Source organism: Bythopirellula goksoeyrii (assembly GCF_008065115.1).
Lineage (GTDB): Bacteria > Planctomycetota > Planctomycetia > Pirellulales > Lacipirellulaceae > Bythopirellula > Bythopirellula goksoeyrii.
In genome coordinates this window covers 1,843,283-1,856,068 of sequence record NZ_CP042913.1, presented here as the reverse complement: position 1 = coordinate 1,856,068, position 12,786 = coordinate 1,843,283, and the positions used below count along the sequence as shown (strand labels likewise).

Below are 12,786 nucleotides of genomic sequence, written 5' to 3'. Positions count from 1 at the left end.
ACTAAATCCCGCCGCCGCCACCACCGCCGATGCCGCCGCCACCACCGCCGCCACCTTGCACTTGAGATGCAAAGCTAAAAGTCTGGACGTTGCCGATACCCGTAAACGAAGGAGCAGCAGAAACGCGCACATAGCGTCGGTCGGCAGAAATCACTGCCGTCGCAGTCATCTGCACACCATCAGGCAACGTTTGGATAATCGGCTGGAAACCGACAGCACCGATCTGGCCAGCCAAGGCAAGTCGCCGCGCCAAATTGTTATCACGACCTCCACCTCGGATGGGAGCAAGCCGAGGGTCTGAAAAACCACCCAATTGCTGAGCCAATACTTGTTGGCTTAACGCCTGCTGTCGACCTACGGCCAGTTCCAATTGTTGATCCTCGAGTGATTCAAGACGACGACCATCTTCGAGTTCGAACACTGCCATCGAATCGCTGCCATCTTGAACCTCAATATGTTGCCGTTCATGGACCTGACGATCCGTGCCGTAGTGTTTGTAGATATCCACAATCACTTTGTCGGCAACTACATCGCCATAGATTTTTCGCAAACGAGCGCGATAGGTGCCTGGGAATGCCTGGGCACAGGTGTAGGTCTCTGTAAAGGAGGTGGCCTTTTCAGGGGTTTCACCCTCGGCAGCTAGATCGCCGCTGCATACGCCTCCTCCAGGAGTGCGGGGTTGCTGCAGGGAGCACACGGTACCCCCCGGTTCTTCGACAATCAAATCGACGTCTGCATCTCCCGACCACGTAACATGAATAACAACATCACGTGACAACGCCCTCTCAAGCTGACTGCGATACTCGGCAGCAAGAGGGTCTTCATTTTTCTCCATCGCTTCGAGAGTTGCTTTAGCTACTCGGTGGGCCGTGTCGTAGACAACTTGCTGATCGCTGGGCCAAGAATTCTCCAAGATTCCCACCGTTGCCCAGCGGATGCCAGATTGGTCTTCCAGACGTTGTGCGGTGCGCAAGCCAAGGGCAAACGCTTCGGGATGAAGCCCTGGCAACTTTGCGACCTGTCGATAGACCTCCAGCGCCCGCGAGTCTAAGTTGATATGTGACAGATACTGAGCGATCAACAATAGTTGCTCTGGGGAGGTACTGAAATCACAGGCCGACATCACGGCCCGTTCGATATCGCTCTTGGGTCGACCTTCCAACTCCATGGCGATTCCAAGCGTTTCATACATCCACGGCTGAGATTGGCCATTCTGTATTGCAGCCTGGATCATGTCGATCGCCTGGGCAGCCTGCCCCTGCTTCATCAAGTCACGCGCTATTTGGCGGACTTCGGCTGCATCGATCTGCTCGTCTGCAAAACGTTGCTTCCAATTTGTTGGAGAGTCCTTTTCTAGCGTGCTGGAACTAGCATCGCTTTGAGGGGAAGTAGGAACTTCGGTAGTTGGTGCTTCCTGTTCAGTTGCGGTAGCCAGATCATCTCCGACGTTGAACATGCCGCCACCGCCGCCACCCATGCCGCCGCCGCCCATGCCGCCGCCCATGCCGCCACCCATGCCGCCACCCATGCCGCCACCCATGCCGCCACCCATGCCGCCACCCATCATGCCGCCGCCGCTTGCACCTCCCATGCCGCCAGTGAGCCCCAAGTTCTGGATCGGGAGAACCAAGTCGGCCACGGGATAGACCTTCACTTTGAGGGCCGCATTGGCCTTTTCTTCAGTCGTAATCAGCAGAACTTCTTCGTCGATCGTATAGGTGAGGTCCTCGAGTCCAGGTTGACGCAAGATCAGATTCAAAGCAGACCGCAGCGAGATATTGCGTAAGTTGATCGTGATTTCCGTATCAGGGCTAATGGCAACTTCATCCAATGCCGAATTGTCGAAGATAATGGGAATGTCGTACTCTTCCTGCAAGGTGTTGATCACTTCATTGAGTGGCTGATCTTCATACTGCAAGGGAGCCTTGAGCGTGTCTCGCAATGCTGCCTCGATCTTTTCTTCAGCTTTGCTCCGCGCGCTCAGATCCGCAGTTGCCCATTTCTTGCGACGTGCCGTAAGGGCCTCCCACTCTTCAGCATCCGGATAGACGATTGGAGGATCGTCTGGGAAGGGAATGTCGGAAAGCTCATTCTGATACATGGTGTCAAAGAATCCCTGCCAACGTGCGGCTCTGGCGACACTTTGCAAATAGTGGTGACGTTTGAAACTTGCATAGAGACTTGCAACCCTCGGCGTAACGCCGTTGGGATCAATCTCCTCGACGACCTGTGCCACTTCTTTGGCTTCCAGGTAGCGATGTTCGTCAATGAGTGCATTGAAACGTTCCATAAGCTGCTTTTGACGTTCGATGCGTTGCTCTAGCCGATCAAGGAGTAGTCTGCTTTCACGAGCTGCGGCAAGCGATTCTTCGCGTTCTCGATCGATTTCATCTTTTAAGAAGGCTTGGTGGCGCGCTTCTTTGAGTGCCGACTGCAACTTGCCCACCAGTTCAGCCCGTTTCTCAGGCGACAGATCGACAGCCCGCTGCACGCTTTCCAAGGCCAATTTCAGGTCTTGGATGGTCCGCTGGGGATCTGAGGACATGCGACTTCTTGCGTTGATGATGGTGTTCTGAATTTCCTTGCTGAGCATCTCGGCATAAACGCGACGTTCTTGTTCCACTTGGTCGAGAAACTCGCCATCGCGGGACATGGGACCGAGAAGATCTTCAGATGGCTGCACAAGACTGATGTCTCCCGAAACAGGCACGCCCGATTCGTCGACATATTCTCCTGGATAGGTGACAATTTCACCTTCAACAGGAAGTCCGCTATCTTCGGAAACGATGACTTCTCCCTCCGCGGGGAAGACAACTTCACCCTCGACTGGAAACTCGCCGAACTCATCGCTCTCGACAAAGTTTTGCACGGTTCGAGCTTTCACGTTCCCCGGGTCGCTCCGTAGGACTGCTTCGGCAATTCGGCTGGCCGACTTACGGTCTCCCGTAGCAGCCGCCCGCTCAGCAATTTTTGAAAAACTGTCGAGCCTAGCACCAATCAAGCGGGCAACTTCGCGAAGCCCTGCCGAACCGACCGTAGGCAGAGACAAGCCTTGATCAGGCTTGGCAATCTCGACAACTTCGACCAAGAACGCATTGTCTTCGGAAGACGCTTCAGGAGTCGCCTTCCAAGAAAATGATTCCTTGTCAGTAGAAACTTGGAAATCGAGCGAAGCCGGCAGCTTGTCTGATGTGGTACCCACCAAGATCGTGTCGCGATCTGATCTTAGAGGAGGCATGGCGGACGGATAGCTTTGTCCCATTGTCGGGGGTAGCTGAGCAGCAGTCGGCCACATCACCTTGCCATTAACTGCTGCAACCAGGTCTTTGCCTGCCAATTGCGCGTTCCGCAAATTGTCCCCTTCGCTTTGTTGAATCGTGATGTTGCCGCCACTTTGGTTGGCAAGGACTGCCAAGAGTTGAGTATCAAAGCGAGGACCAACAGCAAAGCTAGAAACACTCGCTTGGGCAGAACGCAACTGGTCAACCGTTTTTGTCAGCGTCGGCGTGTCGAGCAGATTGGCGGTGCTGATACCATCGCCAATATAAACGATCGAGCGTTGGACGCCGTCTGTCGTTTTTAGTTGCTCAACTGCGCTGCTGAGCGCCGTTGCCATATCGGTCGAACCTAGTGGGACTTGCTTGCGAAGCAGATCGACAGCAGCTTGCATTTCCGCGCTCTTGGGAGCAACAAAGTTTTTTGTCAGCTGATTGACTTCCAGATCAACTCCCATGAGTTCGACTTGATCGGTAGACCGCAATCCTGAGAGCAGTGTATCCAGCGCCGCGAGCGCTGCTTCTCGATACTCTCCTTGTTGGCTGGCGGACGTATCAAACAGGATCACGACTGCCGATTGAGAAACTTCCTTCTCGGGCATGTCAGCCATGAGGCTCACGGCATAAGCCGTTTGGCCCTCATGCTCGTAGGTGATCATTCTTGACGAATCGGCAGCGGTGGCCGTGAGACATGTCGAACCAATCACGGAGGACGTCAGAATCGACAAACAAGTTGCAATAAATGGATACTTACGCATTGAAGCGCTCCCGTTCTGTAACTTCGGCGAATGTGCCTGGATCTGTTCCGAAAGAGCATTCCACGCCAAGTAGGGAAACTCCTCCCGACCAAGTTGCGCAGACCTGCCTTAAATCTCCAGCTACTATTAGTTTAAGCTGACTGAATTCAATCTGCCACAAGAAACTGGGGAGAATAGGCGGAGATATTTGCCCCTGTGACCAGCTCGAATTGAAGAAGAAGGCGAGTTTTCCAGCGAAGAATCGCTACAATCGGCAAATTTGGGATGTAGCTCGGGGCGGAGAGCCCCCATAATTGCGGCGTTTGGCTGGCCGAGCGGTAGACAACCCCCTGCTTCAGGAGGGGAAATTTTCGGTTTCTGGTGAACTATGGCTAATGACTGGGATCTTAGATCGGTGAAGTCTGCTCAAGACAGAGAACATGCTGGACACTTTTATGCCAAGAGAACAACTTAGCTTCGCTCGCCAGAACGTGTGGTTCGACTTTGCAACCACCGTCTGTCAACGGTCCCTACCTACTTCGATTCAAGACCGGACACGATCACTTGAGTAGCAGGAATTGGAATCTCGCATAATGCAGTGGCCGATAATCGTAGCTCAGGCTCCCAGCCTTTCTTTGGATGGAAAGATCGCCATCTTCACAACCGTGGCGATTTTTCTCGCTATGCAGCGCAAACGGGTCGTCCCTATCGACTTGCTATTCCTGGCAGGTTTGGTCGTCCTGACAATGACGGGGGTTCTTACTCCAGATCGAGCGCTTGCCGGATTTTCCAACAAAGCTGTTGTCATGATCGCCGCTTTGTTTGCTGCCTCGGCAGGACTGCGATCAACGGGAGCGTTGGACTGGATCGGCAATCGCTTGTTGGGCAGTGCTACGACGGAGCGGAGTGCCTTGTTCCGCTTGGCGGCAGCTGTCGTTCCTTCTTCGGCATTCATACTCAACACGCCACTAGTGGCAATGCTGGCTCCGGTGGTCGTCGATTGGTGCCGCAGTCGCAATATCTCCCCATCTCGACTGCTCATACCCTTGAGTTACTTAACCATAGCAGGTGGAGTTTGCACGCTCATCGGCACGAGCACGACTTTGGTCATCAACGGCACGCTGGCTGCCATGATGAGAAAAGGAGGCTATCCCGATCAAATCACCGAGCGAATCGGTGAGCTTACTTTTTTTGAGATCACCGCGGTTGGCGTTCCCCTGGCATTGATGGCCGTGGCTTATATGCTGCTGGTGATTCCACGACGATTACCAAACCGTTCCGAATTGCTAGAACAATTTGGCGAAAAGCATCGGGAATACCTTGTTGAAATGGTCGTTGAGGCAAAGTGTCCCCTCATCGGCAAGAGCGTCCAGGATGCTGGTCTGCGAAACCTCCCTGGGTTGTTCCTCATCGAGATTGATCGAGGTGGAGAGACAATCACCCCTGTGAGTCCCCATGACAAAATAAATTCCGAAGATCATTTGGTTTTTACGGGGGTAGTCACAACGATTGCCGATCTTGAGCGTATACCGGGACTGGTGCCAGCGGCCGATACTTCGTTTGAGGCGAGACCTGCCGATCGAACCCATCGGCAACTGAGCGAGGCCGTGCTTTCATCCACTTCACCATTGATCGGCCTGACGATCCGCGATGCGGATTTCCGCAAGCTCTATAACGCAGCGGTAGTGGCCGTACACCGAAATGGTGAGCGACTTACGAACAAGGTGGGGAATATTCGTTTGGAACCGGGGGACACGCTGCTCCTACAGACTCGGAACGAATTTGTCGGTGCCCATCGGCATAGCCGCGATTTCTATCTGGTAAGTAGTGTGGGGGCGACCACCGCTCGGCGGCATGATCGCGCCTTGCTGGCGACACTCTTGTTTGTTGGCCTCATCGCATGGTTCACCCTAAGCAGCCTTCTGCCCGACCTGGTGCCGTGGGGGAATTTTACGAACAAAGACATCAAAGCTATCGCGGCGATCACGGTTGTGCTGATGATGATCGTCACTCGGTGTATGACCACCTCCGAGGCCCGCTCAGCAATAGATCTGCAAGTATTGCTAACTATCGGAGCCGCCCTAGCTTTAGGAGAGGCCTTGGACCAAAGCGGAGCTGCCCGTTGGTTAGCGCATACGCTGGTGGAGGGGACTTCATCGTTAGGGATCAGTGCCACCTGGGAACCGTATTTCCTGCTGGCCCTCATCTACATTCTGTCGCAATTATTCACCGAGTCGATCACCAACGTAGCGGTCGCCACCACGATGATCCCCGTCGCCGTGAATCTAGCCATCGTTGGCGGCTACGACCCCAGGCCGTTTATCGTGGCGGTCACATTGGCGGCGAGTTTGAGTTTCGTCACCCCCATCGGCTACCAGACCAACCTGATGGTCATGGGTCCCGGTGGATATCATCCGCGGGATTATTGGCGTGCCGGCTGGCCGCTGGCGTTATTGCTGACCGTGACGGCGCTAACACTGATCCCTAGGGTGTTTCCGTTCGTGCGATGAATCGGGATGGCCAGTTCTTGAGAATGCTATCGAACTGCATAGTCCCGTGAAAAGTAATTGGGCCGGGGCGGACAGGACGACTGCAAAGTCATTTTTTTCTATTGCTGCCTGTGAAGTGACAGCGATTCTTGTGTCTCAATTTCTCGACAATATCCGAGATCGCATCATCTGCTGAATGCGATGCCAGCTATGCCAAACACCGAGGAAATGGACTTTGCAGTTCTCCTGGCCGGGGCGGACTATTACTTTGATCGCGAGTCCAACACAGCGTATCATCGTGCCGGATACTGGTGAAGAGAGTTCTCTCTCCTCTTGCCCGTGCATTCTCCTTGGCTAGAATCCTGTCAAAGTAGCCACGGTTATTGCCTTGCCAAACAACCTTGCAATTGAACCTCTGATTCGCCAGGATCGTAGAGAGATATGGTGCGCCAGGTAGCAACCTCAATTGGGTCACCATCTGTGGCGCCCATGATAGTCTATTGCTCGTAGGACATGCGGAGTCTTGAACCATGAAACGATATTTAGCCTTTGGATGCTTGATGGGACTACTGGGGTTAGCTGCGGGTTCGACCTCTTCGGAATGGCTGGCCAAACTCACGCATCCTGCTGGAACAGTGTACGCTGTGCAACCAAATGTAGCGGCCGAGGTGGCACCCGAAGCGAATTGGGCTGTTCGCCCAGGTGTTAAAAACTCTATGACTCCGGAGGAGCAGACCAATATCTATGTGTACGAGCACGCCAACCCGAGCGTCGTAAATATTGACACGCGCAGTGTCCAAATAGATCATTTCCTGATGCAGCGCGAATCAGAGGGCTCAGGTTCGGGTGCCATCATCGATCGACAAGGGCACATCCTCACCAATTATCATGTGGTCGATGGGGCCAACCAGATCGAAGTGACCCTGGCTTCGAACAAGACCTATCCTGCGATATTAATCGGAGAAGATAAAGAGCACGACATTGCCGTGCTTAAACTTGAGGCGCCTCAGGCCGAACTGACTCCACTCGTGATGGGCACGTCGGATAAGTTGCGAGTGGGTCAGCGTGTATATGTCCTCGGCAATCCTTTCGGTTGGGAAAGCACTCTCACGACGGGGATCATTTCCAGTCTCAATCGCGATTTGCCCAGTCGCGTGCCGGGTCGAATCATGCATGCTTTGATTCAAACTGACGCGGCAATGAACCCCGGCAACTCGGGTGGTCCGCTATTGAATACCAACGGTGAGATGATCGGCATGTGTGTCGCAATTGCCACCAGGACAGGGCAAAACGCAGGCGTAGGTTTTGCTATCCCCATCGACCGGATCCAGATGATCGTTCCTGAGTTAATTGAGCATGGGCAAGTCATCCGTGCGAGCATTGGTATTACACACGTCATGGAAACCGGGTCGAGTCTAGTCGTTGCCAGACTAGCACCAAATGGTCCTGCAGATCGGGCTGGGATTCAAGGATTTCGCAGAGTGGTCCGGAGACGTCAGCAGGGTCCGATTGTGTACGAGACGGAAACGATCGATCGTAGCCATGCTGACCGAATACTGGCCGTCGATGGAGAATCCATCCGTACTGCGGCGCGCTTTTTGGACAAGATTTTTGAATACAAGCCTGGCGATGTGGTCCAGCTAACAATTCTCAGAGACGGCCAGCAGCTGGATATCCCTGTAACTTTAGTGGCTGAGTAGTACATTCCTTTTGAGAACCTCTGATCTCGCAAGTACTTGCTGGTAAAGGGTTTACGGGAAACATTTCCCCCATTCCAGGGGGTATTGCAGCTTTCTTTTCTGAAGTAGTCGCTTTTTGGTGGTTGAATTTGGCCACTTAAAGGTTAAGATTCTGCGAACGTTAAAAACACGCTAGTCTGTCCGCTGGCCAACGAGCGTGTTTATTAATCCCCACCTACGAGTAATCTCACTCACCATCCTGTCAGGATGACATTCGTCTTAGGTCTTTGTAACAGGCCACACTAAACGGAATTGGTCGTTTCTGAGTATCCATGCATATCCATTAAATTCACGCCCGGTGCGTAGCCGGTCGGATTGTTTTCTAGTGGCGAAGCTACACACTAGCATTCGCCTCGAAAGGAGTTGAAATGGTTGAAGTTTTGGCAATGACCGCGATCGCGCTGATGTCATTTGGAGTTTCCGGTGATTCTGCCCAATGGCAGTCTGACTATGGTAAGGCCTTGGCCGCATCTCAAGCGGATTCACGTCCCTTGTTGATTGTGTTGGACAATCCTAGCGATCCTGCCACTGCAGCCTCCGAAGATCAATTGGTAGCCGAAGGCGAGCAGGAAGAATTGCTCAATGCCTACGAGCGCTGCCATGTAGATGTATCCACGGAATATGGCAAGAAAGTTGCCGATGCATTCAAGGCAAAGGAATTTCCTTTCGCCGCGATCATCGACAAGACGGGTTCGGTTGTCCTCTGCAAAAAGACCGGCAAAGTCTCCGACGAAGAATGGCAGAAAACTCTGACCACTTACCAGAGCGGTGTGAAGCCTCTGCGTGTTGAACAGACCTCGTTCTTCCGGGGTAGTGAAGGGATCAACACTTCGGTGGTAAGTCCTTCCTACTGCCCGTCGTGTCAGAAGAAAGCCCAACAGGGTTATTGAATTCTTTACGCAAATGAATTGACCCAGAAGGTGCGGCTTGCCAAGGCAGGTCGCACCTTTTTTTGTTGCCCGACTGCCCGAGTCGGGTATATGTTCAATCATCCCGACTCAGAGAGTCGGGCAACTGTGTGTCGCACCAACCCGGGAGATATATCAAGTGACAAGTCTTCGAACAAACCAGTCTGATAACGCTCGATCGCAATCGCCCCCATCACAGCGTTGTCAGTGCAGAGCTTAAGCGGCGGGATGAACAATTCATAGCCCACACGAGCTGCGTCAGCTTCCAACCGTTTGCGGAAATGAGAATTGGCCGCCACGCCACCACCGACGCACAGACGATTGTAACGGGTTTTCTCAAGGGCCAAATCCGCTTTGGCGATGAGGCAATCAACCACGGCTTCCTGAAAACTAGCGGCCATGTCGGCGACGCGCTGCGGATTTAAGTCTACGCGGGCTCCCGGATTGATCTTACCAGGACCGTAGAGCTCATAACGGACCGCTGTCTTTAGGCCACTGAAACTGAAATCGAGCCGCTCAGGATTGTCGACCAATGGTCGGGGGAGCTTAAACTTCTGTGGATCGCCTTGCTCGGCAGCCTTCTGGATTGCCGGACCACCTGGATAGCCAAGGCCCAACATGCTGGCAACTTTGTCGAAGGCTTCTCCGGCGGCGTCGTCGATGGTGCTCCCCAGCGGAGTGAAATCGAGAGCGGTTTCGCAGCGATAGAGGTTCGAATGACCGCCGCTGACGATCAATCCCACACAAGGAAACACGTTGCGACCACTGTCGATTTGGCACGCGTAAATATGGGCCTGCAGATGGTCGATAGCGATCAAAGGGATATTGTGGGCAAAGCTGAGCGTCTTCGCCGCGATCAGGCCCACCAAGAGCGAGCCGGCAAGCCCTGGGTGATTGGCAACTGCAATGGCATCCAGATCAGCAAGTGATATCCCCGCCTGGGTCATTGCTTGCTCAATGACTGGCATGATGCGTTCGACATGTGCCCGCGAGGCGATCTCGGGAACGACTCCGCCATATCGATCGTGCAAATGGCTCTGTGAAGCGACAACTGAAGAAAGCACGTTGAGCTCGTCGTCGACGACGGCAGCTGCAGTCTCATCACATGTGGATTCAATAGTAAGCAGACGAATCATGGCTTAACACACGGCAGTTTGAACAATGGGGTATTCATCAGAGCAAGGCAGGGGGGCGGCGTATCGCAAATGATGAACCCATGCCGGCGGCACATTGGCCACAACCATTTGCCGTTGAAACTCCCAGTCGGTTAGTTCTTCTTTCAGGATTTGCCCGATACCGTGTAATCTCTTTCGTTCGTCCCGAGAACTGACCAACGATTTCAAATTACGAATAGCCACATACTCGAAGAAACTCAGAGTACAACCTTCTGCAGCCAGACAATGGAAATGCTCGAGCACCTTTCGCACAAAGTCGCAATCAAAATTATTCAACGGCAACCCCGAGACAATGCACTCGTACTTTTCATCGAGCGGCAATTCTTCGACGGGAAGCTGCAAGACGCGAACTCGAGTGGCTACGCTTTGCCACGCAGATTCTTCTGCCAATCGCCTTCGCAGGATTTCGACAAACCGTTCATTGAGTTCCACCAAATCAAGCCGGTCATCGGCCCCAAGGCGCCGAACGATCTCCGAGGTGACTGCACCCGTGCCGGGTCCAACTTCGAGTATCCGTCGGGGTCGCTCATCACGACCTACCTGGCTGGCCAACGCCCGGCTCAAACGCCGACCACTGGGCAGCACTGCACCGGTCGTGTGAAACGTCTGACGAAATTCGTTCCAGAAGGTTTTATATTCAGATAGTTTTCCCGGCATGGTACCATTCTAGGAGATTCACCACTCGGTTCCTAGGCAATCACGTGAGGCAGGCTTCCAGCCCCACTAGAAGTCATACCAAAGCCCCATGCCAATTTGTTGTTCAAACATTTCCAGCGATCCATTGAACGCGAATTGGCTGCTCTTGCCGTTGAAGTACTGCACGCCTGTGCGGAGCACCCGGCCGGAGTAGCCGCGCCAGAGCCAGCCTGCCTGGCCGGTTACGCTGCCGCCGAAGTCGAGTTCCTGACGTAGGTGCCCATTCACGGCAAAGAAAGGGGTGCCTCTTGCGCCGGTCGGACCGGCTTGAGCATAATCGACGCCGAATTGGAACTCCCAGGGATCAGCCCCTTCGTCGGCATAAAAAGCCCAGCCCGCTTCCGCATACCACCGCCACGCCGGACGAGGGAAGAAGGAGAATCCTATCACTATTTCGTCGCGTGCATAGTTGACCCGATCCGAGGCGGGGATACCGGTCCGTTTGATATACTCATCTCCCAAATGGGAACTTAGGTGATAATAACTCAGCTTCCATTGCACACGTTCTTCACCGTAAATGAGGGGAACGCCAAAGCGAAAATCGGAAGATTCTAGATCCCAATCTACATCGAGATTGATACGTGGCATGCCGGCACCTTCAATCTGCAATTCCCAACCAATAGGTCGGCCTTGATAGCGCGTACCATAGCGCACAATTGATGCCCGCCCTCCCAGGGTAGGATCGAGGTACGTCGTATTGTCTTGGAGTTCTTCAAAGATGAAGCCCGACATACGGGATTCCTTCACACCGGCCCAATAGGAATGCCAGATTACGTCCCCTGGGAGGAGTTCCCAATGCCATGCCCCAGATCCATTGGGATTGGCCACTTGGCAAGGCATTCCTTGCATTGGCATCGCCATGGGGACACCGACTCCTGGATTGACGCACATCGGCTGCGGACAAACATATCCAGGCTGGCAAGTCTGCATAGGGGCCATGTCTATGTCCGAGATCACTTCGCTGTAGACTGGATCGCATGGCTCGCAGAGGACGTATTGCGATGGAGTGATGCCAGAAGCCAATTCATTTCTGCGAGCCTTGGAAGGGGATTCAGCGACTCGATAGGAGTTGTCAATCTTGATCGGGCGATTCGGCGACCAACTAGGATTGCCCTTGCCAACAGACTGGGCCGCAGCATGATATGCCGTGAAAGATTCCGACATAATGATCAACACGGTCAGGAGTCGAAACGAAAGCATTGGAATCAAAGTCTGCCGTGTGATCTCGGTTGGCGCAATCAGCAAAATAGCTTCTCACAGGAGATGCGGAGAATATGCGATGAGGTGAATGCCGCGAAGACTGATTTCGCTATTATTGCCGTCGAAATCACCAAATCAGTACCGGTCTGCTAGCAAGTTGGAATCGACATCAGTATTTCTCGTCGTACAATGCTTGATATGCTAGCAATTCGTTGTTGAGGGGAGGCTTCACGGTATGGTCCTATTAGAAATGAGCATTGTCCCGATGGGCTCTGGGGAGAGTGTCAGCCAGTATGTCGCCCAATGCGTCGATCTGGTCGATCAATGTGGACTTGCCTATGAAGTCCACTCGATGGGAACCATTGTCGAAGGTGAACTCCCCCAAGTATTGGATTTGCTCAAGCAGTGCATCGAAAAAGTAGCTGAAAGCTCTAATCGTGTTACTTGCTCTGCCAAATTCGATTTTCGACGCGGACAGAGCGGGAGAATCTCTTCCAAAGTTGATCGTGTTGAACAGCAATTAGGTCGTGCGGTTCGCCGCTAAATTACCCTCCTGAATAAGAATTC

8 protein-coding genes are annotated in these 12,786 nt (G+C 53.3%); 4 read left to right on the top strand and 4 right to left on the bottom strand.

Annotated features, from left to right (window positions below; translation table 11 throughout):
• Position 1: 1 nt before the first annotated feature.
• The gene (locus Pr1d_RS26455; protein ID WP_148072940.1) at positions 2-4,033 is read right to left on the bottom strand and encodes a VWA domain-containing protein; all 4,032 of its coding nucleotides are present in this window, start codon (positions 4,031-4,033) and stop codon (positions 2-4) included.
• A gap of 572 nt (positions 4,034-4,605) precedes the next feature.
• Between Pr1d_RS26455 and Pr1d_RS07390 the strand changes: the two genes are divergently transcribed.
• The 3 genes from Pr1d_RS07390 (at position 4,606) to Pr1d_RS07380 (ending at position 9,130) form a co-directional block, all read left to right on the top strand.
• Positions 4,606-6,522, top strand: a complete 1,917-nt coding sequence (locus Pr1d_RS07390) for an SLC13 family permease (protein WP_148072939.1) — start codon at positions 4,606-4,608, stop codon at positions 6,520-6,522.
• Positions 6,523-7,031: 509 nt separating this feature from the next.
• Entirely contained in the window at positions 7,032-8,201 is a 1,170-nt protein-coding gene (locus Pr1d_RS07385; RefSeq protein WP_210417911.1) for a S1C family serine protease, read from the top strand.
• Positions 8,202-8,608: 407 nt separating this feature from the next.
• Positions 8,609-9,130, top strand: a complete 522-nt coding sequence (locus tag Pr1d_RS07380) for a thioredoxin domain-containing protein (RefSeq protein WP_148072938.1) — start codon at positions 8,609-8,611, stop codon at positions 9,128-9,130.
• 98 nt (positions 9,131-9,228) lie between these two features.
• Here the strand turns inward: Pr1d_RS07380 and tsaD are convergent, their stop codons facing one another.
• The 3 genes from tsaD to Pr1d_RS07365 all read right to left on the bottom strand — a co-directional run bounded on the left by tsaD (position 9,229) and on the right by Pr1d_RS07365 (position 12,264).
• Positions 9,229-10,284, bottom strand: a complete 1,056-nt coding sequence (gene tsaD, locus Pr1d_RS07375) for a tRNA (adenosine(37)-N6)-threonylcarbamoyltransferase complex transferase subunit TsaD (protein ID WP_148072937.1) — start codon at positions 10,282-10,284, stop codon at positions 9,229-9,231.
• Between the two features lie 3 nt (positions 10,285-10,287).
• Complete coding sequence (locus tag Pr1d_RS07370) at positions 10,288-10,980, bottom strand: class I SAM-dependent methyltransferase (RefSeq protein ID WP_148072936.1); 693 nt, start codon at positions 10,978-10,980, stop codon at positions 10,288-10,290.
• 66 nt (positions 10,981-11,046) lie between these two features.
• Complete coding sequence (locus tag Pr1d_RS07365; protein ID WP_148072935.1) at positions 11,047-12,264, bottom strand: DUF1207 domain-containing protein; 1,218 nt, start codon at positions 12,262-12,264, stop codon at positions 11,047-11,049.
• Between the two features lie 190 nt (positions 12,265-12,454).
• Here Pr1d_RS07365 and Pr1d_RS07360 point away from each other — a divergent pair, with 190 nt between their 5' ends.
• Positions 12,455-12,763: an MTH1187 family thiamine-binding protein gene (locus Pr1d_RS07360; RefSeq protein WP_148072934.1), complete on the top strand. Its 309-nt coding sequence runs from the start codon at positions 12,455-12,457 to the stop codon at positions 12,761-12,763.
• The last annotated feature ends 23 nt before the right edge of the window (positions 12,764-12,786 follow it).